This window comes from Arenimonas alkanexedens, assembly GCF_054781355.1.
In genome coordinates this window covers 511856-537959 of sequence record NZ_BAAGUO010000001.1, presented here as the reverse complement: position 1 = coordinate 537959, position 26104 = coordinate 511856, and the positions used below count along the sequence as shown (strand labels likewise).

Genomic DNA, 26104 nt, shown 5'->3' with positions numbered 1-26104 from the left:
GCCGAATGGAGCCTAAGTCCTTGATCCGGCTTGGTTGCGGACACCGCAACTAGGCGCCGCAACTGCACAGAATCCTTAGCAACAAATATCTGCCACCAGGCCTAGCTCGTTTCATCTACAGCCATATGGACGGCAAAGGATCCTTTGGGGTTCGCCGCATCGCGCTCCAACCAGATGCGACTGCCGTTCGAACTCACACTGGCATTCTCGAAGCCTTGGCCAATCAGCTTCATAAGGTGATGGCGTGAAGTACGCGCAACGGTGCCAGTGCGAGCCACACGTTCGCTCAGCAAATCCATGAACGAAACGCTACTCCTATCTCCCAGCCACTCGACAATCCAATCGAGAACCAGCCTTCCCTGAAGGAACACTTTGTCGGACGTTGCCCTAGCGCGGGAGGATGGGACAAGCACCAATGACGACGTTGAGGTCCCGCTGCGCACAACGAACTCTCGCCGCACCATCTCCAGCTCGGTAATTTGCCCTTGCTCGTCGTTCTTCTGCTTCACAGCGTAGAGCGATACGAAGCTCCGACCTTCCACGTCTTCCTTCTTGGCTTGAATGGACGTATCAACGTTGCCCCTGATAGCGAAGGCGCCTCGCTCTCCCTTCCCTGGGTCCTTGCCTGTGTGGTGAACAACGAGCACCGTTGCCCCAGTACGATTGACCAGCGCTTGGGCACGCTTGAAGTACTTCGCCATATCCGTGTTGCTGTTCTCATCAAAGCCCGTCGACGTCTGCGACAAAGTGTCGATCACAATCAACTGAGGCGCGGCGACCATTGCTCTATCGGCGATAAAATCCTCGAAATCAGCACTCATCGTCCCGTCTGCCAGCGTGATCTCGTGCGTGAAAAGCTGGAATGAATTTGGCGGAGAGGAAAGCTGGTGTTCTTGCAGCCATGCCTGTACGCGCACGCCAAGTCCTGCAGCGCCCTCTGCGGCAACAAAGAGAACATTGCCAGGGATGACAGCTTTCCCATGCCAAGAAATTCCCGAAGCCATAGACAAGGCAATATCCAAAGCAGCGAAACTCTTTCCTGCTCCCGGCGCTCCAAACAGCACTGCGACAGAATGCTCTTGCAAAGCTCCTTCGACAATCCACCTCGGAGGAGGCATGTTCAGGAGATCTTCGATCGTCAGCACTCGCCAGTCGCGCCGGTGCTTTTTCGATTCAGCACAGATGCCTGCAGGCGGAATTTCGACGACTTCGAAATCATCCTCCGGCTCTTGCTTGTCGTGAACAACCAAGCCCCTGTCCAGCAGTTGCCGGAAGAGATACTTCACAGTCACGCCGCCATCGCCAGCTGTCAGGCCACTCCACTTGTAGGCGATGACCTCGGCCGAGTCTGCGTAGTCAGGCGCAGACGTTGACCACTCGGTGAACTCGCCAAGTCCCTCCCCGTTGGTGGCGTGATGACAAGCCATCATCATGTTCATCCACTCAGAGTACTCATTCCACTCTGACGCATCGAGCTGCACCAGATTGGCCGCCAGCATCCTTGGGGTGAGTTCGCCCCCACGGTCACTCTGACCGCTCTTCGCCTGCTTGCGCTCCAAAAGAGACAGAAGCGCGGCGGGTGCGTCAGGCGCGAGTTCAGGCTCGTACGCGTAGTAGTTCGATTCGTAAAACTTTCCATTGGGATGAATCGAGCCGGGAGCAACAACCTGGCCAGCCGACTTGAAATCGATGCCGGGATACTCCCGAAGGTTCGTCAGCAATGGCATCCCTTCAGGCCTACGCAGGAAGTAGTGCGCGCCACCCGATCCAGTTACGGTTCGCGGGCACCTCGAAAAATCCAAGTCGAGGTCGATGAGAAGCTTCGCAAAGGAACTCTCGCCCCCGTTTTTCGGATCCACGTCTACGATGAGGTCTTTCGGACCGAGCCTAACACCAGCATTCGCACCTCCCTCTACCGCCCGAAGAACCGCTTCATTGTCAGTGGGGGCATCTGACCATCCCAGCCGCACCGGAGCCTTGCTGCGCGGCCGGAGTTCGACCAACGAGTAGCCCGCCGCGACCAAGGCGAGAAGGTCTCGATTCGAGGGGTTACGCGGTTTCTCGATTGCTGCATCATCGATAGCGAAGTCCGTGTCCATGGCCTTCTCTCCCGCCCACCTTGGCCGCTCACCAAGGTGGGCTTCTCCTTTTTGGATATCCATTAGCGACTCCCCTTCAACGCCGAGTAGGCACGCAGGTCGCTCATTTTGTAGCGCACCGTCTTGGAGCCGAGCCGCACGAAGACTGGGCCACAGCCTGGTCGACTGACGCCGTAGTGACAAAGAGTGCTGTACGTAAGACCCAAGAACAGCGCCGCCTCCCGGCGGTTGACCAGGGTGTCTGGATGGAGCCTCTGCAACTCTTCGAGCGCCATTCGCTCGGGAAAAGTCTGGTTCTGCATGGGATTGGCCTCTAGGCTTCGCATGCGGCTTTGTCCGCGCCTCCCTCCCACGCCGCAAAAAGGGTGGGGAGGCGAGACATTTCCCAGCCCTGGGGAAATTCGCTGGCCAGTCTTCCGCTCGTCTGTGCGATGTGCGCGGGGGCCGAAGTCTAGAGAAGTCTTGGGGCGCGGCAGACGCTTTTGTCTGCCGGTGCGTGCAGCTTACCGCGACATGCTGAGAAAATAAACTATCAAACTAGGCTTGCCGTTCCATGCGACCCAGGCCATTCGATGACCTAGGCCCCAAGACTGCTTCGCCATCGCCGTCGATCATTGACTGAGCGTGCTTGGTTCGTCCTCGGCGAGCCTCGGAGGCCACTGGCCAGGCGTGTGGTCGAGGCCAAGGCGCTTGAGGATGTACGCCGACGCACGCGTTTGGTGAACCCGCAGGTGCTCCACGCTCGGCGCGAGATACCCCATCGTCACCGAGTCGGCAGCGTGATTCAGCAGAAACTTGAGTTCAGCCACCGGGACCCCCGATTCCAGTGCAAGGGTGGCGTACACATGGCGGAGCGCGTGACCTGTCAGTCCCTCCAGCTCGGACTGCTGAACTTCCGCCACTCGCCCCGTCTTGCCGCTAGATGGGAAAAGCCACGGCGACGTGCGATGCGCTAGCAGGCTCTCCTCCATTCGGGTTGCGACGAGGTCGCAGAGAGGTTTGGAGAGAGCGAGGTCGAATGCTCTCGACGTGCCTCCTTTGGGGTTGGGCACGTGGAGCGTCCCGTCAAACCCATCCACGTCGTCCAGCCTGGCTTCGCATGCGGCTGTCCTGCGCATTCCCGTCAGGATAAAGAAGAGATGGAGGTCGCGGCGGACGGGATTGTCGAGTGCCAACACTGCTCGGCCCCATCGCTTCAGCTTATCTGGCGCAGCTTCGACCTTCCGCCGTTTCTGCCCATGATAGTCCACGTTGGCCGCGGGATTTGCAGGAAGGTCCGGGTGCTCGCGGAGCCCCCGGTTGTAAATGGCGCGGAAGACGCGGAATGTGGAGTCTGCCGTCGTAGCCCCATTTTGCCTTGTAATTTTCGCGTGCCGCTCCCGAACTGCGGCGCGGTCGGTGCCAAGCTCAACCAGGGGACGATCCATCCAGTCAGCGAGGTACTGCCCACAGTTGTAGCGGTAGCCCTCGACAGTCTTAGGCGACAGCGTCTTGGCAGCGAGGTGAAGTTCGAGCGCTTGGCGGACTGTGATTCCTTTCGCCCTAGCCTTCCGCCGCTCCTCGTTCGGATTGGCACCTGACCGCATGGAGACCAGCGTCTTTCTGGCGAGGTCGCGTGCGTCTTTGGCCGAGATGGCGGGATGGTCTCCGATCTTGGCCCTGACCTGCTTGCCGTTCACCAGTGATTGAACGTAGTAACTGCGCTTGGTCGGGGAGACGATGAGATAGAACCCCCTAAGCTCAGTGTCCGCGTGCAGGTCGGTCTTACCCTTCTGCGGGGTTGGAGCCTTTTCTGCCAGGCTCTGTGTAATCTTCGATTTCATGCGCTTCGCTCCAGGTTGGCGGTCAAGCCCGGAACACGCTTTCGGTGCACAACACACCGCAACGTTCCGGGCCAAACCATCTGACTCGAAGCTATTAAGTCGCGTTTTTTAAGCCCTGTAAGCCCGTGTTTGCACTGCTTCGCGAATCATGGCGCAGCTACGATCCGCAGACTGTTAATCAGGGGGTCGTTGGTTCGAGTCCAACTTCGGGCGCCAGATAAAATGAAAAAGGCTCGCATTGCTGCGAGCCTTTTTTATTGCGCGGAATCAGACCCGACTCCCGTTACCAGCATTCCGCCGGAGAAGCCGAGCCGGACACCGTCTGGGCGCCCGCCTGGCTGAGGCTCAGCGTGGCGCACTTGGTGTCCTTCGACGCCTGCTGGCCCTGCGGCACCGCGCGGAGGCTATAGGCCCCGGCGGTGGGTGCCGCGGTGAAACCGAACGTGTAGAAGACCGCCAGGTCACCCTGACAGGACGTGTTCGGAATTACCGCACCCGCATAGGACATTTCCGTCGTGTAGTAGCGCTCCATGAACTGCGCCATCTCGGTCAGGCAGGCGGTGGCCGCCGCACGCCGGGTATTGACGGTGTAGTTGATGTAGGACGGATAGGCAATGGCCGCCAGGATCGCGATGATCGCCACGGCGATCATCAGCTCGATCAGGGTGAAACCTCTCGCTTTACGCTGCTTCATGGATCAGTCCTCTCCGATGACTTCACGCCACTGCAGGCGGCGGGCATCAATATCGCCAGCCTGCGGCGAGGCGGGCACCGTGGTGCACTGGCCGTTGGAACCGCAGACCAGGATCAGGTCGTCGATCTGGGCGGACTCGGTCGGCATACCGATGCCGGGATCAATGGAACCGATCGGCAGGCCGCCGTCGGTCACGGTGTCGTTGGTACCGTCGCCGTCGCCGTCGAGGTCGAAGAACGAGCTGGAGCCGGTACCCCCGCCGTTCGCGGGACTGGTGCCCGTGAACACGTCGATGGCGTTCAGGAAGCCCGAACCGCCGGCCTCGCAGCCGTTGCCTTCCGACGGGATGATGCTCGAGACATACACCGCGCGTCCGTTGATGCGCGGGCCACTGACGATGCGCTCGCCAGCGGTCGGCTCATCCAGATCCACCACCCAGCCCCTCACGCCTGAGGGCAGGCTGGCACTGGCCTGGAAGGCCCTAACCACGCGACCGTCTGCCAGCGCGCCGACCTGGGCGATCTCGCGAACCACCAGGTCATCGCGACCATCGACGACCGGGGTGCTGTCATCAATCACGCCATACCAGGACTGGATCGCGGTGGACGAGAGATCGCCAAACGAAATCAGCTTGCCGGTACCGAAGGTCAGCCAGATGCGGCCGTAGCCCGCCTCGCGAGCAAGGGCAAGACCACCGGTGATGGGCTGGCGGTTGCCGCCGGCGTCCGTCGCGACAAACAGCGGGGCACCGGAGAAGGCAACGGCCCAATCGGTCGGCACGGCCGACGACAGGTCGAACTTCCAGACGTTGCCCAGCAGGTCGCCGGCGTAGACGTAGTCGACCTTGCCATCGCCGTTGAGGTCGGCGGCGCGCGGCGAGGAAAGACCATTGCCTGAGGCAGTGGACGCCGTGATCTTTGCCAGCTGCACGCCCGTGGTCAGGTTGTAGACGTAGAGCACGGCTCTGCCGCTGGTGCTGTCGATACCGTTCGGGACGATGGCGATGAGCGCATCGTTGTTGGCCCGGACAATCAAGGGCAGACCGAGCACGTGACCCATATCGTTGTCGGCATCGCCGGTCTTGTCCCACATCACGTCCGCATTGACCATGCCGTCCGGATCGCTCACGTCCAGGGCAAACACGCCCTTGCCGCCGCGACCCAGCGAGCCCACCAGATAGTTGGTACTGGCCTGCAGGCGGTTGGTGGACAGCGCAACCGGCCCGTCCACGAAGAAGCCGTGGGTGTAGGCGGGGTCACTGATGGAGTTGAGCTTGGCCCAGTTGATGCCCTTGGGAACGTAAGAGAACACCACGTTGCCGGTCAGTGCATCAATGCCGTGCAGCATGCCGTCGTTGGCGCCGACATAGAGCATTTCAGTGTCGCGGGTGTAGACCGGCGACGAGTTGATGATGTCGCCGAACACCGAAGAGCGGTTTCGCAGCACACCACCCGTCGACAGCTCCGCGCTCTGGTTGCCCTTGACGTAGGCGGCATTGTTCAAGCCCGTCACCGGGGCAGCACCCGTGGCGCGCGTGAGCAGCAAGGCCTGAGCCGCCGTCGGGAAGGCAGCACCCTTGGGCGAACCACCCCAGGTGAGCACGGTCCGATTGCGGTGGTCGTTGGCCGTGCCGGCATCGGCATAGCTTGCGGCGATCCGGGCGCTGACGCGCCAGGCCTCGCTGGCCGAGATGCCGCCAGCAGCGGTCACGTCACGCGCCACCAGGTCACCGGTCCAGACGCCCGAACGATAGGTCGCCTGATAGGCACGGGTGTCGGACTGGAAGGTGGAACTGTTGGTCGCCACGTTCGAGCCGGACGCCAAGCGCGCCTGAATCAGGCCCAGCACGCTGGTGATGGCCTCGCGGAACTTGTCGGCGCTGGTCGCGGCGATGAAATCACCGCGTCCATTCACGGCCGCATGCAGCAGGTCGTCGATGCGCCTGGCGTTGTCAGCGTCGGGGTTGGGCCAGTCCACTGCAACGCCATTGATGCGCGGTCGGCCGTCGCGAAGCACCTGCGCCACCGAGGTCTGGTCGACTGTGCCCTTGAGACCGATGGAAATGCCGAAGGTGACCATGTGCTGCCAGAAAGCCGGATTCTCGGCGCTGGTCGGGATGATGTTGTCCTGGTCCGGCCGCAGGTCGGTCTTCCAGTACTTCATGGCGACGTCGGCCAACGTGTCGGTCCGGTTTGTCCCCGAGTTGGTGTCGCGGAACGGATGCACCCTGGTGTAGCGCACGACGTTCGAATTGTCGGCCGGGTTGAGGATGGCGTCGCCGGACTGACCGTCCTGGTCGCCGATGGTTCGGGTATCGATACTGCCGTTCCAGAAACCGTCGGTGGTCAGAATGGCGAAGTTCTGGCGGCATTCAAGCTGGTCGGACGCCGCCGCCGGGCCATACGGGCCAGAGGCCGCCGTGCTCGTGAAGTATTCACCGGTGTCATACAGCGCAGCGCGGAGCGGCGTGCCGCTCCGGCCCCTGGCGCCAAACAGGCTGCTGAACCAGGTTTCGCGGGACGTGCCCTCGAACTTGCCGTCGTTGCCATCCTGAACCGGGATGTTGAAGTTGCTGCGGTTCCAGATGCTGCGGTAGCCGACGCGGACGTTGTTGCCCAGCTGGTTGAAGGCCTCGCTGGCACCGGCCTTGGCGATCTTCATGCGGGTGCGGTGGTAGGAGAACCAGGTGGCGTAGTTCTGCAGCTCGGCCGCCATATTGCGGCCGGCCACGGGCTGGGCCAGGGTGCAATTGCCCCAGTTAATGCCACTGTTGGTGCCGCAGCCGATAACGTCCTGCTCGGTGTAGGTGACGCGCAAGTCGACATTGTCGTAATCGCGGGACATGCGAACGCGCCACTGCCCGGCCTGCGCGTTGGTTATCGAGCAGAGCTGATTAGTCGTATTGGTGTCTCTGTCGCAGACCTCGTCGCCAGAGGGGTTATAGACGCGCAGCCGCACTCTGCCGGAACCGCCGGACGTTCGCGCGGCGAAGGTGGCTCCGGCAGTGAGGTCAAAGTAGTAGTTGGATGTGTCGTCATCATCAAGATCGTCACGGGTGAACACGACATTGCGTGGACCGCCCGCCGCCACGCCGGGACCACCGTTGCTCGTCAGCTCGCTCCGAACGATGTAAGGCGTGCCGCTGAGATGGTGGACTTCGTAACGGTAGTAGTTCTGCGTGGCGCGCAGGTAGTTGGTGGTGGTGTTGGTGGGGTCCTTGGGGACGTAGTACACCTGAATGCCACCGCAGACCGCCGTGCTGCTGCCGTTATAATCGTAATTGTCGCAATCGCCATTGACGGTGAGGTCCACCGTGTCGTACTCACCACCGGCGCCTGGGCCGGCAAAGTTGAACGAACCGAATACTTCGTTCATGCTGGTGCCGCCGGTCATCAGCGACCCGTTGGCGCTCTGCCAGGGCCGGTACTCAGTGGCCGGATTGTAAAAGACCGTATTGCCGACATAGGCGCCGTCGGTGATGTTGAAGCTACCGGTACAGCTGCCGTTATTGGCGCGCAGACAAATCGTCGGAATGTCCGGATTGGGCATTTCGTTGAACGCCATGGAACCCGAGTCATCCAGGATGAACATCAGGTTCGGCTCAACGTTGCCGGCACCCGTCTGCAGCGGGTAATCCGGGAAACTCTGCGCGAACGTGGCGCTGACCGGAGCCGCAAGCAAGGTGGCGAAGAAGGCCGCCAGGATGGTCTTGGACGTACCGGCGGAATTCATAGACTTATTGGCATTCATATCGATCACCCGCCCGTAGGAGCCTGGTATGTGGACTGGAGCATCACTTCGGTACCGTTATCCATGCGGCTCAGTACCGTGATGCGGAAGTAGCGACCGACCGCGGTGCTGTTGCAGTCGCTGACGGAAAGGTCGATGTCGCTGGTGCAGGTGCCGGTCAGGGTGCCGGCCTCGCCCATGTCCTCGATGACATAGCGAAGCAGGTCAACCTGGCTGCCGACGGCGCCTTCGATATTGGACGTGCGATAACCAGCGCCTGTCGTCCAGAAGGTGTCCGCCTCCCAGGGGGCGGCTGCGTTGTTGGGCGGCGTCGCGCAAAGGCCGCCGGTGCAACCGGCGGTCGGCAGATCGGGGCGGCCCGCGTCGGCAGCATAGGACTCGGCTTCGCGAAGCCCTGCCTCGGCCGACTGGAAGGCGATCGCACGTGCCGCGGCGTTGGCGCTCATGCGCTCCTGCATCACCGTGCCGCGCATCGCAGCCAAGCCCAGCAACGTAACGATGACAAGTAGCAACAGGACGATCACGAGCGTGACACCACGCTGGCCGGACCGTGCCTGGAAGTTAGTGCGATTCACAGCGTGCTCTCCCGGTTACGAAGCGCCACGACATGGGTAATGGTGCGGCTGATGGCCTGCCCGTCGGTGCCTTGGACTTCACGATTGCTCAGCGCGCCCTGCGCGCCTTCGAGCTCGATGGTGAGGCGGGCGGCAATCACCCGACTCCAGTCAGCCACGGCACCTGCATCAACGTAGTCGGCGCCGCCGGCTTCCAGATAGGTCGCCTGCAGGTCTTCAACGCCTTCGATGACTTCAATGCGCGAGAGCTCGGTATCCACCGTGTTGGTGTTGGAGCGATTGGCCATCACCAGGCGGTAGAGCGACTGGCCGTTGCGTGCGTTGTTGCCGACGAACCAGCGGATCGAGGTGGCGCGGGCGACGAAGGCCGGTACGTTGCTGTCTTCGCCGCAGGTGCCGGCGCCAGCCGCCGGGGTGAAGCAGTAGCTGTTGGCATTGTTGTTCGGGTTGTCGCAGCCGTACTCGTCTTCGGGATCTGCCGGAACCGGCAGGGTGAAGCGCGCGCTGCAGTTGTCGCCGCCGCCGGAGTTGTGACCGATCTTGGTGCCGGCACCCGGCAGGCTGGTGACTTCGAAGATGAAGGAGCGGCCGATATTGCAGACCAGCAGCACGTCACCCACCGCGAGCCCGGCGCTGCTGCTGACGTCTAGCTCGGCGCTGGGGTTGGGATGGCCGGTGACGCGGATGCCGCCACCGGTCGCCGAATGAATTTCGATGACGTCGGTTCCGGCGACCCGTTGGCCAACACCGGTGCCAGTGGCCAGACCGGGCGCCGCGCCCTCATAGCCGCCCAAGCCGTCGTTGTAAGACGACCAGTAGCCATTGTTGCCTTGGGTCATCATGTTGATCGGCCGGATAGCCGAGCCGCAGGGATTGCCGCCGGCCTCGCGGACGTCGCGCGACATCAGCTCGAAGGCGACGCGGCCGTTTTCCTGAATGCGGCCCAGGGTTTCAGCCGCGTTGTAGACGCGCTTGTTGGAGATGAAGACGCCGCCGGCCGCCGCAACCACCAGCAGGCCGAGGATCATGGCGATCATCAGCTCGATAAGCGAAAAGCCGGCCTGGCCGCGCTGCGGGCGATGAACGATGTGGGAGATGCTGGGCATGGTCAAAGCCTGGTGTCCGTTTGGATTTCCTGGGTGGCAGCGGCATCGCCTTCGGCGGCGGTACCGCGATCGGTCCAGCGCACGCCAATGCTGCAGTTCACGGCCCCGCAGTCGATCTGGCCGCAGGCCGAGTCGCCGAGGCTTTCCTTGAGCTGGCCGATCCAGCGCGACATGTCGCCTGCGACGCGCGATGCGGCCGGATCATCAGGAGCGGCGCACTGCCAGCCGGTGTCGTAGCGACGGGCGATGGCCTCGTTGCGGTTGGCGCGCATCATGTCGAGCATCGCGTAGCTCTGGATGACGGCGGCGCTACGCTCGGACGAACCCTGGGTGTTCTTGAGCGTCAGGGACTGCAGCGCGGCGATGCCCAGCAGGCCGATCGCAAGGATCAGTACAGCGATCAGCACCTCAAGCAGGCTGGCGCCCACCTGGCTGCGTCGCGAATTCGGGATGGCTCGGTTTCGCATGGGTCGTCTCTCAAGCATTGGCGGGCTGGCCGCAGGCGGCGGAGCCAGCGGTCGTGACGCTGACCCGGCTGACGGCGACCTGCAGATCGCGGGCATTTTCGGCGGCATTGAGGGCCGTGGTGCAGATACGGAGCGTGCCCGTGGTGTTGGCGGCGTTGGTGCCGGCGCGAGCGAAGCCGCTGGCGTTGAATGAAACCTGGTTGCCAACGGCAATGCTGGGGCTGCCCTGGATGGAAAGGCCGCGACCGTTGAACTGGAACTCGCGGATGACGTCGCCGCCAACAGCGATTTCGCGTACGACGACGCGCATCCAGTTGCCGCCACTACAGGTGCTGCCGTTGGTGGTGGGGCAGACGACGACGCGCTCGTTGCGGCGGATGGCCTCCATGCGCGCCAGCTGCGAGGCAGCCAGCAGCTCATTGGTGACCGCGGTCAGGCGATTGCGGTTGGTGATGCCCTGGAAGCTGGGGATGGCAACGGCCAGCGCGATGGCCAGCACGGCGACGGTAATCACCAGCTCCAGCAGGGTGAACCCCGCCTGCGGCGGCTGCTCGCGGCTGTGGGTCAAAGACGGTTGTTTGGCGTACGGGGCCATTTCTTATCCTTTACAGGCTTACGGGGCTAACTTAGCCCCCCGGTGCGGGGGCTTGCCAATGATGCCCGACGAACGGGCCGCCGGTGCGGGCGGACGGCGGCGATGCCACCCGGCCAGGGTTTGGAGGCATCATGGACCGATGCCCCGCCCTGCTCTGCCGCTCAACCATCCCCTGGACGCACTTTGGCAGGCCAATGCCATCGTGTGGCTGATCGTGGCTGGCGAGGGTCTTGCGGCGGTGCTGGCGCTGGCCCCGGGCCTGGCCACCGACCGTCTTGTCTATTTCGGCCTGGCCTCGCTCTGGATCCAATGGGCGGCGCTGCTGACCCTGGCCGCGCTATACCTTACCCGACGATGGCTAAAGCGGCTGCCGCCGCCCCAGGTCGCGGCGGTCGCGCTGGCGGTGGGCCTGGCGATGTGCTGGCTGCTTACCTATGTCATTCGCGCCTATCTCGAGCCCGGCCAGGGCCCGCAGCGGGTCGACTGGCTGGCGCTCGCCCTGCAGGTGTCGCTGATTACCCTGACGTTCGGGCTGCTGGGCCTGGCGGCGTTCCAGAACTACTGGAAAGGTCGCCTGGCCATTGTGCAGGCCAAGCAGGCCGAGCTTGAGGCGCTGCAGGCCCGCATTCGGCCCCACTTCCTTTTCAACACCCTCAATACCGGCATCGCCCTGGTGCATGCCAACCCCGGCGAGGCGGAACGGCTGCTGCTGGACCTTTCCGACCTGTTCCGGGCCGCGCTGTCGGGCGACGGTGAAATCTCGCTCGCCGACGAACTGGCCCTGGCCAGGCGCTATCTGGAGATCGAGGGTCTTCGCTTCGGGTCGCGCCTCAGGCTTGGCTGGGAACTGCCTGATCCCGTGCCCGATATCCGGGTACCCACCCTGTCGATCCAGCCGCTGGTGGAAAACGCGATCCGCCACGGCGTGGAGCCGGCGGCTGACGGCGGCGCCGTTGACCTGCGGGTGGAGTCGGATGCGCACCAGGTAAGAGTGATCGTCGCCAACGACTTGCCCCGGGCGGGTGCTCGCGTCGGTCCGGCGCACGCTGGCCACCAAGTGGGCCTGGCCTCGGTCCGGAGCCGGATCGAAGCGCTCACCGAGGGCCGCGGCAAACTGGAGGCCGGCGTCGTGGACGGCCGTTACGTTGCCATCCTGACGCTGCCCCGCCTGTAGGAGGGCCTTCAGGCCCGAAGCTTCTGGGCGAAAAGCTTCGGGCCTGAAGGCCCTCCTACAGGGTTGGGTTAGCTGCCGGCTACCTGGTAGCAGGGGCGGTAGCTGCCGCTGATCTTCATTCGGCGCTGGGACACGAAGGCCTTCAGCAGGCCGTCCAGGGCCCGCATGATCTCCTTGTCGCCATCAATGATGTAGGGGCCGTGGCGCTCGATCTCGCGCATGCCCTCTTCCTTGACGTTGCCGGCGACGATGCCCGAGAAGGCACGGCGCAAGTCGGCCGCCAGCAGGTGCGGCGGCTGGTCGCGATGCAGCTTGAGCCCGGCCATGGCCTCATGGGTCGGCGGGAACGGGCGCTGGAATTCTTCGGGCAGGTGCAGCGACCAGTTGAAGAAGAACGCGTCCTGCTCCTTGAGCCGGTGCTCGCGCACCTTGCGGATGCCCTGGCGCATCACCTGCGCGACCTCGGCCGCATCGTCCACGATGATGCGATACCGCGAGGTCGCCGCCTCGCCCAGGGTTAGGCGCAGGAACTGGTCGATCTGCTCGAAGTAGGCGGCGGACTCGGCCGGGCCGGTGAAGATCAGCGGGAACGGCAGGTCGGCGTTGGCCGGGTGCAGCAGCAGGCCGAGCAGATAAAGAATTTCCTCGGCGGTGCCGACGCCACCCGGGAACACGATGATGCCGTGGCCCAGGCGCACGAAGGCTTCAAGCCGCTTCTCGATGTCCGGCATGATCACCAGATGGTTGACGATCGGGTTCGGCGACTCGGCCGCGATGATGCCGGGCTCGGTGATGCCGATGTAGCGCGGTCGGCTCTGGCGCTGCTTGGCGTGGGCGATGGTGGCGCCCTTCATCGGGCCCTTCATGGCGCCCGGGCCGCAGCCGGTGCAGATGTCCAGGCCGCGCAGGCCCAACTGGTAGCCGACCTTCTTGGTGTACAGGTACTCATCGCGACCGATCGAGTGGCCGCCCCAGCACACCACCAGGCTCGGGTTCTGGTACGAGCGCATCACCCGGGCGTTGCGCAGGATCTCGAACACGGCACTGGTCATGCCGGCGCCGGTGTCGAGGTCGAACTTGTTGCTGCCGTGTACCTCGATCGCGTTGTAAGCGATGTCACGCACGACTGCGAACAGGTTCTCGGCGATGCCGCGGATGATCTCGCCGTCTACGAAAGCGGTCGCGGGCGCTGACTTTAGCTCGATCTTGATGCCGCGATCCTGCTGCTGCACCTCGATGTCGAAATCGGGGTAGCGCAGCGAGGCCGCGCGCGGGTCATCGGAGTCACTGTCGGTGGTCAGCACCGCCAGCGCGCAGCGGCGCAGCAGTTCGCGCAGGCCGCCGGTGGAGGCGTCCGCCAGGCGGGCGACTTCGTCGCGGGAAAGGATGTCCAGGCCACCGCGCGGGGAAATGCGGGTGTTGACGGTGGCGGGAAGGTCTTGTTGCTCGGTCATGGGACTGGCTTTTGTCTGTCTGTCGTATTGGACCGCAGACTCTACCACCGCACCGCCAAAAACCATGTAGGAGCGCCTTCAGGCCCGAAGCTCTTGGCGAAGAGCTTCGGGCCTGAAGGCCCTCCTACAGGGTAAAAAAAACGGCCGGCGGTTTCCCGTCGGCCGTTCGTTTCACGCCGGGTGGCGTGGGTGTGGCTTAGAACTTGTAGCGGAAGCCCACCTGCACCGACCAGCGGGAGATGCCGCGGTCGTCGTAAAGACGGGCGGTGTCCGGGTCGTTGAAGCGGTAGACGTACTTGCCGGTGGCCGCGTCAATGCCGCCGTACTCAACCACGCCGCGGCTGCCCGGGAAGCCGACTTCCTCGATCTGTCCCCAATCCTTGTTGATCAGGTTGCCGACGTTGAGCACGTCGAGCCAGATCTCGGAACGGTGGTCCTTGAAGAAGCCCGGCAGTTCCTGGGTGATGCGCAGGTCGATCTGGTTGACCCAGGGGTTGTTGGCGTCGTTACGACCCACCACGCGACCGCGGTTGGCATTGAGGTAGCCGTCGGTGGCGACGAAGGCCCAGAACGCAGCTTCCTCAGCGGCGGAACCGAACAGGACGTCGCCCGGACCGGTCGGCACGTACAGCAGGTCGTTACCGAAGCGGCCGTCGCCGTTGGCGTCATTGTCGAACACGTAGCTGAACGGACGACCCGAACGGCTCTCGGCGAACATGGACACGCGGGTGTCGTAGTCGGCGAAGAACGCCTTCTCCCAAGTGACGCTGGCCGAGAAGCGGTCTTTGATCTCGTAGGACGAGGTCGCCGAAATTTCTTCGTTCGGATTGAAGGTGTTGATGTTGCCCCACTGCGAACCTGAGGTGGAGCTGGTCAGCGGGCTGACTTCGTCGGCCTGGGTGAAGGTGTAGGCCGCGGTCCAGGAGAAGCCCCACTCGCCGCGCGGCTTGCTGAAGGACAGGCTCAGCTGCTCGGACTCACCCTTCGAGGTCGGGCGGGCGATGATCGCGTCGGTGAACGCGCCATTGGCGTTGCTGCGCGAACGGGTACCCGAAGCCGAACCGAACTGATTCCAGCGCGCCGGATCAAGGCCCGCCGCGTTCCAGTAGATCAGGCGGCCGTCCTGGCCCACCGCGGTCGGAGCACCGAGGTTGAGCTGCTCGTAGTAAATCGCTTCCTTGACGTTGGCCAGCACGACTTCAGCCGACATCACGATGTTCTGCCACGGCAGCTCGTGATCGAAGGCCAGGTTGGCCTTCCAGACCGACGGCTGGCCCAGCGACGGATCGACAAAGTCGACCGACTGGGTGCCCTGGCGGGCGCCGGCCGGCACCAGCACGAGCTGGCCGTCCGGATCGGCGCTGAAGCAACGACCGTCGCCCGTGGCGCAGGGCAGGGTCAGGCCACCGGTGAAGCTGTAGTCGATATAGCCGAAGCCGGTGTTGGTGAACGGGTTGGACAGCCACACGTTCGCGGCCGAGCCCTGGAACAGGCCGAAACCACCGCGCAGCTGGGTCGGACGATCGGCGTCGAAGGTGTAGTTGAAGCCGAAGCGCGGCTGGAACAGGCCGTTGCCGTCGATGGTGGAGCTGTTGTCGAAGCCGAAGGCGGCCTGGGCAGCGGCATTGTAGGTCGGGCTCTCGTCAACGATCGGCTCGTCGTAGCGCAGGCCGAAGGTCAGGGTCAGGTTGTAGTTGACCGCCCAGGTGTCCTGCACGAACAGGCCGACGTTCTCGATGCCCCAGATGGCCGCCGTGTTGTCACGATTGCCGCCCGCCGGATGGTAGTAACGGAAGAAGCTAGGCCGGCCGGCCTGGTAGTCGGCGATGCTGTTGAAGGTGTACACGCCATTGCTGCGGCGGCCGAACAGGTTGTAGATGTCGTTGTTCTCGTAGTCCACGCCGAACTTGAAGGCGTGGTCGCCGATGAACAGGTTGCCCGCGAGGTAGGCGTTCCAGGTCTCGGTCTCGAGGATGTTCGCGTGCGTGTTCTCTTCGGTGCCGAGGTTCACGGTGGCGCTGCCGATGCGCACGGCCACGGCCGGGAGGTTGACCGACGGGCTGCGGATGGCCGAGTAGTCGCGGTAGGAAACCTTGGCCTCGGTGGAGAAGCTGTCGGTCCAGTCGCTGAACAGCTGCGCCGCATAGGTGTCGAACACGAAGTCACGCTGATACGCGTAGCTGTTCAGCGCGATGGCTCTGCTGCCGAAGCCCGGGAAGTTGGCGACGCTCTGGTCCGAGGTGCCGACGCGGAAGTTCGCGCGGTGTTTGTCACTGATGTTCCAGTCGATCTTCAGGCCGAACTCTTCGCCCGTGGTGTCGGCACCGCCGACGCCATAGCCGCCCGGATCAAAGCCGTAGCCCTGGGAAATCTGGCGGATCAGCGTGATGTCGCCATCCGTGACGTTGACGATGTTCGAGGCGCTAGAACCCACCGGCCCGAAGATCGGACCCGGCGCACCCTGCTCGTACTTCTCGTAGTTCAGGAAGAAGAACAGACGATCCTTGATCAGCGGACCACCGAAGGTCATGCCGTAGGTGGACTCGTCCTCAAAGCCATTGAAATCGCTGCCATCCGGATTCTCGCGAACCATCGAATTGTCGCGGTACAGGCCATAGACGGTGCCGGCGAAGTCGTTGGTGCCCGACTTGGTCACGGCGTTGATCACGCCGCCGGTGCCGCCGGAGATGGTGACGTCGTAGTTGGCGACCGCGACCGCGATCTCGTCAATGACGTCCATCGAGAACGGCTGCTTCGGGGTCGGCAGGCTGTTCGACTCCAGGCCGAAGCTGTCGTTGGTGCTGATGCCGTCGATGCGGATGACGTTGTAGCGCGGGTTCTGGCCGCCGACGGAGATCTCGTTGCGGGACTTGTCGGTCTGCACAACGCGCGGATCGATGCGGGCGTAGTCCTGCAGGTTGCGCTCGATCGAGGGCAGGGCCTCGAGCTGGTCGCGGTTGACGTTGGTGCCGGTGCCCATCTTCTCGGAGCTGAAGATTTCGGCGGTCACGGCGGTGCCGGTGACTTCAACGGTGGCGAGCGTCGCGGCGCCCTGGCCCAGGGTCGCATCCACCGAGGTGGTGTCGGCCAGCTGCAGGTAGACGCCCTCGCGGACCTCGCTCACGCCATCCTTGACGATGGTGATGGTGTACGGACCACCGACGCGCAGGCCGCGCGCGGCGTAACGACCGTCGGTCGTCGTGGTCGCGGTGCTGGTGGTGCCCGAGGGCACGTGCAGGATGGTCACCTGGGCGCCGGACACCGGCTGCGAGTCGGCGGCGACGATGCGGCCACCGACAGCGGCCGTGGTGTTCTGGGCGAAGGCCGGCGCGGCAGCAAGCGCGATGGCGAGGCCGAGGGAGAGCTGCGACAGCCGAACCCGGTTGCGATTGGTCATGGTTTTGAACCCTGCGTTTATGTGGTTGCTAAGAGGGAGTTGCGGCATCCGGCCGCGGCACCTGACGGGCCAGGTGCATGTATTCCTTGAAATCGCTTGCCAGGTTGACGCCCCTGCGGACCTGAGCAATAACAAGAGTTTAACACGGTACCCCGCTCACATGTCATTCATACGACAGTTCCGGGGCGGGTTTTTCAGGCCCCGGCGGCACGCCAGTAGGTAGCCACGCCGTCGAGCAGCATCTGCACGGAAAGCGCCACCAGCAGCATGCCCATCAGGCGCTCCACCGCCATCAGGACCCGCATGCCCAGCACCTTGTAGAGGGTGGTGGCCGACATCAGGATGACCGCCGTCCCCAGCCAGGCCAGGACCAGGGCCAGGCTCCAGTCGGTCATGCGGGTGGGTTCCTGGGCCGCCAGCAGCATCACCGCCGCCATGCCCGAAGGGCCGGCGACCAGCGGAATGGCCATGGGCACGATGAAGGGCTCCCCGTCCGGGACTTCGCCGAACATGCCCTCGCCGCTGGGGAAGATCATTTTCAGGCCGATCAGGAACAGGACGATGCCGCCGGCGATCGAGACCGATTCCTGGCGCAGGTGCATCAGCTCAAGCAGGTATTGGCCGCCCCAAAGGAAAATGAAGAGCACGGCCAGGGCGATCAGCAGCTCCCGGGCCAGGACCCGCCTCCGGCGGTGGTCCGGCAGCGGCTTGAGCAGGCCCAGGAACACCGGGATGTTGCCCAGCGGATCCAGGATCAGGAACAAAAGCAGGGCCGCCGAGAGGGTGGTCATCCGGGCGCCCGGGGCGCAAACACATGGCCCCGCAGGGCGACGCCGGCGGGCGACAGCAGGTGTACGCAGGCCGGCGCATAGGCGGCCGGGGACGGCACCCGCAGCTGGGCCTCGTCGGCGTAGGCGCGGGCGCGCAGGTCGGTCCGCATCGGACCGGGCTCCAGCGCGCTGACCCGGACCGCGGTGGCATCGGTCTCGGCGCTGAGCTGGCGGACCAGGGCCACCAGGCCCTGTTTGGCCAGGCCGTAGGCGCCCCAGTAGGCCTTGCCGACCCGGGCCGGGTCGTCGGTAACGAAGACCACGGCACTGTCGCCCGCCTGCCGCAGCCAGGGCAGGCAGGCCTGGGTCAGTAGCCAGGGCGCGGTCAGGTTCACGTGCAGGCTGCGCACGAAGTCTTCCGGCGGCATCGCCTCCAGGGGCGTCAGGCCGCTGAACTCCGCCGCGCAGTGCAGCAGCCCGTGCAGCCCGCCGAGCTCGCCGGCGATACGGGCGGCGAGTTCGGCGTAGTCGGCGGGATCGGCGCCGGCCATATCCACCGGGTACAGGGCCGGCTCGGGGCCGACGGCCTTCACGGCGTCATAGACCCGGTTGAGCTTGGGCACCTTCCGCCCCAGCAGCACCACCGTCGCACCGGCGCGGGCGCAGGCCTTGGCGGCCTCGGCGCCCAGGCCACCGTGGGCACCGGTCACCAGCACCGTGCGGCCGGCCAGGGCGTCGTCGGCCACGGCCGGGATCGGCGGCGCGGCGGGGTTCATGCCGGCTTCTGGGCCTCGGACACCATGCGCGCCAGCTCGCCGCTTTCCAGCAGCTCGACGGTGATGTCGCAGCCGCCCAGCAGTTCGCCGTTGATGAAGAGCTGCGGGAAGGTCGGCCAGTCCGAATAGCGCGGCAGGCTGGCGCGGATTTCCGGATCCTCCAGCACGTTGATGCTGTGGAAAGCCGGGGCGCCGGCATTCTTCAGGGCCTGCACCGAACGGCTGGAAAAGCCGCACATCGGAAACTGGGGCGTGCCTTTCATGAAGAGCACGATCGGGTGGCCTTCGACCTCGGCCTTGATACGGTCCATGACGTTCATGTGAAGCTCCGTTCCATCTGCGGGCCCGGGATGGGCGCGCGAAGGGCTAGAATTATAGAGCCAACGCGCCGCCTGCCGGCGCCCCGCCCACAAAAACGGAGATCCCCCATGGCCATTGAACTTCCCGCCCTGCCCTACGACCGCACCGCCCTCGAGCCGCACATCTCGGGTGAGACGATCGACTTCCACTACGGCAAGCATCACCAGACCTACGTCACCAACCTCAACAAGCAGATCGAAGGCACCGAGTTCGCGGATATGGCGCTCGAGGCCATCGTGCGCAAGGCCCAGGGCGGCATGTTCAACAACGCCGCCCAGGTCTGGAACCACACCTTCTACTGGAACTGCCTCAAGCCCAACGGCGGCGGCGAGCCGACCGGCAAGCTGGCCGAAGCCATCAACAAGGCCTTTGGTTCGTTCTCGGCGTTCAAGGAGCAGTTCACCCAGACCGCGCTGACCACCTTCGGCTCCGGCTGGGCCTGGCTGGTGCAGCGTCCGGACGGCTCGCTGGCCCTGGTCAGCACGCCCAACGCCGCCACGCCGCTGACCGGCAGCGACACCGCCCTGCTGACCTGCGACGTCTGGGAGCACGCCTACTACGTCGACTACCGCAACGCCCGCCCGAAGTACGTCGAGGCGTTCTGGAACCTGGTCAACTGGGACTTCGTCGCCGGCAATATGGCCTGATGCCGGACACGCCCCTGCTCGCGATCGACGGGCTGTCCTGCAGTCATGCGGGTCAGCCAGCCGTGCGCGGGCTGGGGCTGTCGCTGCAGCGCGGTGAACTGGGCTGCCTGTTGGGGCCCAGTGGCTGCGGAAAGACCACGCTGTTGCGCGCGATCGCCGGCTTCCACGCACCGGACGCGGGCAAGCTGTTTTTACGCGGAAGAGATGCGCTGTCCTTGCCGCCCGAGCAGCGCGGCCTCGGCTTCGTGTTCCAGGACCTTGCGCTTTTCCCCCACCTTACCGTGGCCAGGAACGTCAGCTTCGGCCTGCAGGCCCTGGCGCGCGATGCGCGGGAATCGCGGGTGCTGGAAACCTTGTCGCTGATTGGCCTGGACGGCCTCGCGGATCGCTATCCGCACGAACTTTCCGGCGGCCAACAGCAGCGCGTCGCACTGGCACGCTCGCTGGCGCCGCGGCCGGACCTACTTTTGCTTGACGAACCTTTCTCCAGCCTCGACGCCGACCTGCGCGGCCGCCTGCGCGATGACCTGCGCGCCGTGCTCAAGCGCCTGGGCATCGCCGCGCTGCTGGTCACCCACGACCAGGAAGAGGCGTTCGCATTCGCCGACACCGTGGGCGTGATGAATGCCGGCGTGCTGCTGCAGTGGGCGCCCGGATTCGAGCTCTACCATCGCCCCGCTACGCCCTTCGTCGCCTCGTTCGTGGGCGAGGGTCGTTTCCTGGAAGCGCGCGTGCTCGAGGGCAACCGCATCGCCACCGCACTCGGTGACCTCGCGCTCGAACATCCGTTGCCCTACGCGCCAGGCAGCCGCGTGCGGGTGCTGCTGCGGCCCGACGACCTGATGCCCAGCGACGACGAGGGCATTGAATGCATCGTCCGCGCCGTCGCCTTCCGCGGCGCCGACTCCCTGCACACGCTGGTACTGGCCGACGGCACCGCACTGATGGCGCTGTTCCCAAGCCACCAGCAGCGCGAGCCCGGCGACCGGGTGCGGGTGAAGCCCGACCTGGCGCACGTCGTCGTCTTCCCCGCCGCAGACTAACGCGCGCCCTGTAGGAGGGCCTTCAGGCCCGAAGCCTTTCGCCGAAAAGCTTCGGGCCTGAAGGCCCTGCTACAAAGTTTCGGCGAGTCTTGCCAGCACCGGCGCCGTCTGCGCCTCGCGGCCCAGGGCACGGCCAACGCGCTCCAGCGTCGCCGCCAGTTCGTCGGTGCTATCGGCGCGCAGCGTGGCGTGGCCGACCTTGCGGCCTTCGCGCGAGGATTTTCCGTAGTCGTGCCAGTGGCCGCCCGGCTCGGACAGCACCGGCAGCGCGGCGGGCATGGCGCCGATCCAGTTGAGCATCACGCTATGGCCGACGGCCCGCGTGCTGCCCAGCGGCAGGCCCAGGACCGCACGCAGATGATTCTCGAACTGCGAGGTCTCGGCGCCTTCGATCGTCCAGTGACCGGAGTTGTGCACGCGCGGCGCCATCTCGTTGGCCAGCAGCACGCCATCGCACAGGAACAGTTCAAGGGCGAACACGCCGACGTAATCCAGGGCTTCGGCCACTTTTCGCGCGGCCGCCAGCGCCTGCGCCTGCAGCGCCGGGTCAACCGTCGCCGGCGCCAGGCTGGCAGAAAGAATGCCCGAGTCGTGCCAGTTCTCGGTCAGCGGCCAGGCCCGGAGCTCGCCGTCGCGTCCGCGAACGGCCACCACCGACAGCTCGCGCTGAAACGCCACGAAGGCCTCGAGGATCAGGCCGACGCTGCTGGCCTGAGCACCCAGCGCCGCCCAGGCGGCGTCGGCGTCGGCCGGCGTTTTGATCCGGAACTGGCCCTTGCCGTCGTAGCCCAGGCGCCGGGTCTTGAGGATGCAGGGCGTTCCGACCTGCGCCAGCGCCGCATCGAGCCCTTCGCGCGAGTCCACGGCGGAGAACTCGGGCACCGGGATGCCCAGGCCAAGGAACAGGGACTTCTCCGCCATCCGGTCCTGGGCAACGGCCAGCGCGCCCGGATTCGGGAACACCGACACCCGCGCCGCCAGCCACTCGGCGCTGTCGGCCGGCACGTTCTCGAAATCGAAGGTGGCGACGTCAACCTGTTCGGCGAACTTCGCCAGCGCAGCCTGGTCGCGATAGTCGGCCTGCAGCATGGGGACGAACTGCGCGGCGCAGGCGTCGGGCGCGGAATCGAGCACCAGGAAACGCAGCCCCAGGGGCGCACCCGCCAGCGCCAGCATGCGGGCCAGCTGCCCGCCACCGAGGATGCCGACCGTGGTCACGGCTGCCGCGGGTCCGGATGCGCGAGCACGTCGCCGGTCTGCTTGCTGCGGAAGGCGTCCAGGGCCTCGCGCACCGCGGTGTCGCCCGGCGCGATCATCGCGGCCGCGAACAGGCCGGCGTTGGCCGCGCCCGCCGCGCCAATCGCGAAGGTGGCCACCGGCACGCCGGCCGGCATCTGCACGATCGACAGCAGCGAATCGAGCCCGTTGAGCGCCTTGCTTTGCACCGGCACGCCCAGCACCGGCACCGGCGTCATGGCCGCCAGCATGCCGGGCAGGTGGGCGGCGCCGCCGGCACCCGCGATGATCGCGCGCAGACCGCGCGCGGTCGCCGACTTGGCGTATTCGACCAGCAGGTCCGGCGTGCGGTGGGCGGACACCACGCGCACCTCGTGCGGCACGCCCAGCTGTTCCAGTCGCGCGACGGCGTGCTGCATGGTGTCCCAGTCCGAACGGGAGCCCATGACGACCCCGACCAGCGGGGCAAGGCTTGTTGGGTTCATGGCAGGCGGCTTCGGCAAAACGCTATTCTAGACACAAGCCCCCGCCGGACACAGCCGCCCATGGACCGCAAGCTTCTCGACATCCTCTGCTGCCCCACCAGCAAGCAGCCGCTGGCGCCGCTCGGCAGCACCGAGCTGACCGCACTCAATGCCGGTATCACCGCCGGCGGCGTCAGCCGTGCCGACGGCGCCGCGCAGACCGCCGTCCTGCAGGAGGGCCTGATCACCCGGGACAGAAAGCTCGTCTATCGGGTCGAGGACGGCATTCCGGTGCTGCTGGCGGACGAGGCCCTGGCCACCGCCCAAATCGCCGACTTCCCGCGCTGATGGCGCCGACACCGCCGCCGGCCGACGCTGTCGCGGCCGACGTGGCGCGCGCCCTGGCCGAAGACATCGGCCCGGGCGACGCCACCGCGGACCTGCTTCCCGACGTGCCGACCACGGCCTACGTGGTTGCCAAGGAGCGGGGCGTCATCGCCGGACGGCCCTGGTTCGACGCCTGTTTCCTCGCGCTCGATCCGGAGGCGGCGTTGGACTGGCACGTGGCCGAAGGCGACGCCGTAGCCGCCGGTACCGTCATCGTGCGCATCCATGCCCGCACCCGGGCCGTGGTCAGCGCCGAGCGCCCGGCGCTCAACTTCCTGCAGACGCTCAGCGCCACCGCGACCGTGACCGCGCGCTACGTCGCCGAAGTTGCCGGCACCCGGACCCGTATTCTCGACACCCGCAAGACCTTGCCGGGCCTTCGCCTGGCGCAGAAATACGCCGTGCGGGCAGGCGGCGGCAACAACCATCGCATCGGCCTGTACGACGCGGTGATGCTGAAGGAAAACCACATCCACGCCGCCGGCTCCATCGCCGCCGCCGCCACGGCCGCGCGCACGCGGCATCCGTCGCTGCCCTTGATCATCGAGGTCGAGACCCTGGCCGAACTCGACCAGGCTCTGGAAACGGGCTGCGACCGCATCCTGGTCGACGATTTCAGCGACGCCGACCTGCGCGAAGCGGTAACCCGCGCCGCGGGGCGTATCCCGCTGGAAGTTTCAGGCGGCGTGACCGGCGAGCGCTTGCGCGCGATTGCCGCGACCGGGGTGGACTACATATCGGTCGGCGCGCTGACCAAGCACGTGCAGGCGCTGGACCTGTCCCTGCGCCTGGGCGAACCGCCGGCCTGAGGCCGACGCCCCGGCTCAGCCGCGGCCCAGAACCAGCGCAACGATTACCAGCACCGCCGCCGCAGTGAGCATGATCGGCACCCACTTGCTGACCGCGCTGGGCGTCGCCCGCGGCGGCACCGGATCGGTGCTCTGCATGCGGCTGGTCTGCTGGGCCATTTCCATGCCCGGCGCGACCACGATGAACCGGACCGCGTCGAGCCGCAGTTCGTCGCCGGGATACAGGAATCCCTGCTGCACGCGCTTGGCATTGATGTAGGTGCCGTTCGACGAACCCAGGTCTTCGACCGAAAGCCCGTCACCCGAGGGCTTGACCAAGGCGTGGCGGCGCGAGATCTCCTCGGCCTGCACGGAAATATCGCACTCCGGTGCGCGGCCGATGACGACCGGGCCAGCCACCGGGAAAACCTTGCCGAACACCGCCCCCGACACGCCGCGCAGTACGAACTTGGGCACCGCCATGCGGACACGGGTGGCGCCGGTGTCTTCGTCGGAGCCTTGGACGACGCCGGGCGAAGGCGCGCTGCGCGCCGGCTCCACCAGGGCGAACTTCACCACGATTTCGCCAATCCCGATCTGGTCGCCACCGCGCAGCGCCATGATGTCGGCCACCGGCTTGCCGTTCACCGACACCGGGCCGCCGCCCTGGGGAACCTGCAGGTTCGCGCCCGTGCCGGTGACGTGGATCTCGCAGTGGCGGGCCTGGACGCCTTCCTCGGTCAGGACCACGGCACCTTCGGGCGCCGAGCCAATCCGATTGACCCCCGCGCTGAGCAGCACTTGGCCATGTTCGCCATTGGGAAATACCAGCTTCATGTTCGCTCTCCTGCGAAACGGCGATGGCCCGGGGGGCCGACATCCGGGCCTATCTTAGCCATGCGCGAGCCAAGACGGCAGGGGGTGTGCTTGCGGCCGGGCCCCGGCGTCCCCACACTCTGTCCATGCTTGGCACTCTGATAATGATGCTTCTCGCGATAGCGCTGCTTGCCTTCTGGTTCGCGGGGCGCGCCGCCGCTGAAACCGCCACCCACTACGGCCGTCAGGCCTGCCGCAATGCGGGCGTGGTGTGGCTGGACCAAAGCGTGCACCTGGTGACGATGCGGCCCCGCCGCGGCAGCGACGGCTGGATCGGCCTGGAGCGCCACTACGGGTTCGAGTATTCGCTCAATGGCGACGATCGCCACGGCGGGCGCATCGTGTTGCACGGCCGGCGGCTGCGCTCGCTGGTGGGCCCGATGCCGGCGCAGGACGCGCTGCCCTGAGGCAGTCCCTTACTTGACCACCCGCAGGTGGCTGCGGCGCGGTGCATCACCACCCGCATCCGGTCCGGACGGTGGCTCGGGAGACTCGTCGGGCATCAGCGCACCGTCTTCGGGCAGCATCATGCCCTGCCCGGTTTCCTGGGCGTAGATCGCCAGCACCGCCGTCACGGGCACCACCACCGACTGGCTGACGCCGCCGAAGCGCGCCATGAAGCGCACCTCGCGGTTGTCGACGACCAGGTGCGCCACCGCGCGCGGGGCGATGTTGAGGACAACGCGGCCGTCCTTGACCACCGACGCCGGCACCTGCACGCCCTCGCGCACGGCATCGACCAGCAGGTGCGGCGTCATGCCGTTGTCGCAGATCCACTCGTTCAACGCCCGCAGCAGGTAGGGGCGATTGGAACCCATCGGCTTGACCTCATCGGTCATTGAGGCAGCTCACGCAGGGCTTTTTCCTCGGGGGTCAGGCTGCGAAGGTAGGCCGGGTTGCGGAAGATCCGCATACCGTAGTCCTCAATCAGCTTGGCTTCCTTGGGCAGCACCACGCCCAGCGAGGGCAGCCGCCAGATGATGGGCGCGATGGCGCAGTCGGCCAGGCTCATCTCCGGGTTGAGGAAGAACTTGGAGGCCTTGAACAAGGGCAGCGCCGCCAGCAGCAGCTCCTTCAGGCGCTTCCGGCCGGCGTCGGCCTGGGCCTTGTTGCCATTCTGGATCGCCTGCACATGCGGCACCCAGTCATGCTCGAGGCGCAGCATGGCCAGGCGCAGGCGGGCCCGCGACAGCGGGTCCACCGGCATCAGCGGCGGATGCGGATAGCGCTCGTCCAGGTATTCCGACACCACCGAGGCGGCGTACAGCACCAGGTCCCGATCCACCAGGGTCGGGACGGAATGGTAGGGATTGAGGTCCACCAGGTCTTCGGGCGGGTTGCCCGGGTCGACCGGCACCAACTCGTAAGTGACGCCTTTGGCTGCCAGCACCAGTCGGACGCGGTGGCAAACCACGCAGTCACGGGCTGAAAACAGCGTCAGGGCGTTGCGGATGCGCGGACTGGCAGCCATCGATTTCCCCTCTCACGTTGCCACCGGCCCCTGCCAGCGGTCATCGGAAGCCCTAACCCTGCCCGAAACGGGCCGCCCGCCGCAAGCCGTGCGGCCCCGGCGGGCGCGTCGCAGGCCCTTGAACGGCGAAAGGCCGCCCTTCGGCGGCCTTT

At 65.5% G+C, this 26104-nt stretch carries 25 protein-coding genes; 6 read left to right on the top strand and 19 right to left on the bottom strand.

The genetic code is table 11. From position 1 onward, the window contains the following. Nucleotides 1–101: 101 nt before the first annotated feature. The 9 genes from ACYVGY_RS02450 to ACYVGY_RS02410 all read right to left on the bottom strand — a co-directional run bounded on the left by ACYVGY_RS02450 (nt 102) and on the right by ACYVGY_RS02410 (nt 11109). Nucleotides 102–2162: an AAA family ATPase gene (locus tag ACYVGY_RS02450; RefSeq protein ID WP_460455897.1), complete on the bottom strand. Its 2061-nt coding sequence runs from the start codon at nt 2160–2162 to the stop codon at nt 102–104. Then, the gene (locus ACYVGY_RS02445) at nt 2162–2401 is read right to left on the bottom strand and encodes a helix-turn-helix transcriptional regulator (protein ID WP_460455896.1); all 240 of its coding nucleotides are present in this window, start codon (nt 2399–2401) and stop codon (nt 2162–2164) included. Before ACYVGY_RS02445 ends, ACYVGY_RS02450 begins: the two co-directional genes overlap by 1 nt. 309 nt (nt 2402–2710) lie before the next feature. Continuing rightward, a complete protein-coding gene (locus ACYVGY_RS02440) occupies nt 2711–3922 on the bottom strand; it encodes a tyrosine-type recombinase/integrase (protein WP_460455895.1) in 1212 nt (403 codons plus the stop codon). 283 nt (nt 3923–4205) lie between these two features. After that, nucleotides 4206–4616 carry a type IV pilin protein gene (locus ACYVGY_RS02435; RefSeq protein WP_460455894.1) on the bottom strand — a complete coding sequence of 137 codons (411 nt, stop codon included), beginning with the start codon at nt 4614–4616 and terminating at the stop codon, nt 4206–4208. A 3-nt stretch (nt 4617–4619) separates the two neighbouring features. Continuing rightward, complete coding sequence (locus tag ACYVGY_RS02430) at nt 4620–8366, bottom strand: PilC/PilY family type IV pilus protein (protein WP_460455893.1); 3747 nt, start codon at nt 8364–8366, stop codon at nt 4620–4622. Between the two features lie 5 nt (nt 8367–8371). Continuing rightward, the gene (locus ACYVGY_RS02425) at nt 8372–8941 is read right to left on the bottom strand and encodes a pilus assembly PilX family protein (RefSeq protein ID WP_460455892.1); all 570 of its coding nucleotides are present in this window, start codon (nt 8939–8941) and stop codon (nt 8372–8374) included. Then, nucleotides 8938–10047, bottom strand: a complete 1110-nt coding sequence (locus ACYVGY_RS02420) for a prepilin-type N-terminal cleavage/methylation domain-containing protein (RefSeq protein ID WP_460455891.1) — start codon at nt 10045–10047, stop codon at nt 8938–8940. Before ACYVGY_RS02420 ends, ACYVGY_RS02425 begins: the two co-directional genes overlap by 4 nt. Before the next feature lie 2 nt (nt 10048–10049). Continuing rightward, on the bottom strand, nt 10050–10514 hold the full coding sequence (gene pilV, locus ACYVGY_RS02415) for a type IV pilus modification protein PilV (RefSeq protein ID WP_460455890.1): 465 nt from the start codon (nt 10512–10514) through the stop codon (nt 10050–10052). Between the two features lie 10 nt (nt 10515–10524). After that, a complete protein-coding gene (locus ACYVGY_RS02410) occupies nt 10525–11109 on the bottom strand; it encodes a GspH/FimT family pseudopilin (RefSeq protein ID WP_460455889.1) in 585 nt (194 codons plus the stop codon). 139 nt (nt 11110–11248) lie between these two features. Between ACYVGY_RS02410 and ACYVGY_RS02405 the strand changes: the two genes are divergently transcribed. Next, entirely contained in the window at nt 11249–12283 is a 1035-nt protein-coding gene (locus tag ACYVGY_RS02405) for a sensor histidine kinase (RefSeq protein ID WP_460455888.1), read from the top strand. Between the two features lie 68 nt (nt 12284–12351). Here ACYVGY_RS02405 and ppnN read toward each other — a convergent pair whose 3' ends face one another. The 5 genes from ppnN to grxD all read right to left on the bottom strand — a co-directional run bounded on the left by ppnN (nt 12352) and on the right by grxD (nt 19000). After that, nucleotides 12352–13737, bottom strand: a complete 1386-nt coding sequence (gene ppnN, locus ACYVGY_RS02400; protein ID WP_460455887.1) for a nucleotide 5'-monophosphate nucleosidase PpnN — start codon at nt 13735–13737, stop codon at nt 12352–12354. Nucleotides 13738–13933: 196 nt separating this feature from the next. Further along, nucleotides 13934–17134, bottom strand: coding sequence for a TonB-dependent receptor (locus ACYVGY_RS02395; protein WP_460455886.1), 3201 nt, complete (start codon nt 17132–17134; stop codon nt 13934–13936). Nucleotides 17135–17328: 194 nt separating this feature from the next. Beyond that, nucleotides 17329–17925 carry a YhgN family NAAT transporter gene (locus ACYVGY_RS02390; protein ID WP_460455885.1) on the bottom strand — a complete coding sequence of 199 codons (597 nt, stop codon included), beginning with the start codon at nt 17923–17925 and terminating at the stop codon, nt 17329–17331. Beyond that, on the bottom strand, nt 17922–18680 hold the full coding sequence (locus ACYVGY_RS02385) for an SDR family NAD(P)-dependent oxidoreductase (protein ID WP_460455884.1): 759 nt from the start codon (nt 18678–18680) through the stop codon (nt 17922–17924). Before ACYVGY_RS02385 ends, ACYVGY_RS02390 begins: the two co-directional genes overlap by 4 nt. Beyond that, nucleotides 18677–19000, bottom strand: coding sequence for a Grx4 family monothiol glutaredoxin (gene grxD, locus ACYVGY_RS02380; protein WP_460455883.1), 324 nt, complete (start codon nt 18998–19000; stop codon nt 18677–18679). Before grxD ends, ACYVGY_RS02385 begins: the two co-directional genes overlap by 4 nt. A gap of 108 nt (nt 19001–19108) precedes the next feature. On the opposite strand from grxD, the gene ACYVGY_RS02375 reads away from it, so the two are divergent. Together ACYVGY_RS02375 and ACYVGY_RS02370 are read left to right on the top strand one after the other, a co-directional pair. After that, the gene (locus tag ACYVGY_RS02375; RefSeq protein ID WP_460455882.1) at nt 19109–19687 is read left to right on the top strand and encodes a superoxide dismutase; all 579 of its coding nucleotides are present in this window, start codon (nt 19109–19111) and stop codon (nt 19685–19687) included. Next, nucleotides 19687–20730: an ABC transporter ATP-binding protein gene (locus tag ACYVGY_RS02370; protein WP_460455881.1), complete on the top strand. Its 1044-nt coding sequence runs from the start codon at nt 19687–19689 to the stop codon at nt 20728–20730. Before ACYVGY_RS02375 ends, ACYVGY_RS02370 begins: the two co-directional genes overlap by 1 nt. Nucleotides 20731–20799: 69 nt before the next feature. On the opposite strand, the gene ACYVGY_RS02365 is transcribed toward ACYVGY_RS02370, so the two are convergent. Then, on the bottom strand, nt 20800–21948 hold the full coding sequence (locus ACYVGY_RS02365; RefSeq protein ID WP_460455880.1) for a 5-(carboxyamino)imidazole ribonucleotide synthase: 1149 nt from the start codon (nt 21946–21948) through the stop codon (nt 20800–20802). Beyond that, nucleotides 21945–22451 carry a 5-(carboxyamino)imidazole ribonucleotide mutase gene (gene purE, locus ACYVGY_RS02360; RefSeq protein ID WP_460455879.1) on the bottom strand — a complete coding sequence of 169 codons (507 nt, stop codon included), beginning with the start codon at nt 22449–22451 and terminating at the stop codon, nt 21945–21947. Before purE ends, ACYVGY_RS02365 begins: the two co-directional genes overlap by 4 nt. A 60-nt stretch (nt 22452–22511) precedes the next feature. Between purE and ACYVGY_RS02355 the strand changes: the two genes are divergently transcribed. Beyond that, nucleotides 22512–22778 (top strand): Trm112 family protein, encoded by a 267-nt coding sequence (locus tag ACYVGY_RS02355; RefSeq protein WP_460455878.1) that lies wholly within the window; start codon nt 22512–22514, stop codon nt 22776–22778. After that, nucleotides 22778–23626, top strand: a complete 849-nt coding sequence (gene nadC, locus ACYVGY_RS02350; RefSeq protein ID WP_460455877.1) for a carboxylating nicotinate-nucleotide diphosphorylase — start codon at nt 22778–22780, stop codon at nt 23624–23626. Before ACYVGY_RS02355 ends, nadC begins: the two co-directional genes overlap by 1 nt. Nucleotides 23627–23641: 15 nt before the next feature. Here the strand turns inward: nadC and ACYVGY_RS02345 are convergent, their stop codons facing one another. Next, nucleotides 23642–24442 carry an FHA domain-containing protein gene (locus tag ACYVGY_RS02345; RefSeq protein WP_460455876.1) on the bottom strand — a complete coding sequence of 267 codons (801 nt, stop codon included), beginning with the start codon at nt 24440–24442 and terminating at the stop codon, nt 23642–23644. A 146-nt stretch (nt 24443–24588) separates the two neighbouring features. Here ACYVGY_RS02345 and ACYVGY_RS02340 point away from each other — a divergent pair, with 146 nt between their 5' ends. Beyond that, a complete protein-coding gene (locus tag ACYVGY_RS02340) occupies nt 24589–24888 on the top strand; it encodes a DUF3301 domain-containing protein (protein WP_460455875.1) in 300 nt (99 codons plus the stop codon). A 9-nt stretch (nt 24889–24897) separates the two neighbouring features. On the opposite strand, the gene ACYVGY_RS02335 is transcribed toward ACYVGY_RS02340, so the two are convergent. Both ACYVGY_RS02335 and ACYVGY_RS02330 read right to left on the bottom strand, forming a co-directional pair. Beyond that, nucleotides 24898–25320: a ClpXP protease specificity-enhancing factor gene (locus ACYVGY_RS02335; RefSeq protein ID WP_460455874.1), complete on the bottom strand. Its 423-nt coding sequence runs from the start codon at nt 25318–25320 to the stop codon at nt 24898–24900. Further along, complete coding sequence (locus ACYVGY_RS02330) at nt 25317–25952, bottom strand: glutathione S-transferase N-terminal domain-containing protein (RefSeq protein ID WP_460455873.1); 636 nt, start codon at nt 25950–25952, stop codon at nt 25317–25319. Before ACYVGY_RS02330 ends, ACYVGY_RS02335 begins: the two co-directional genes overlap by 4 nt. Between the last annotated feature and the right edge of the window lie 152 nt (nt 25953–26104).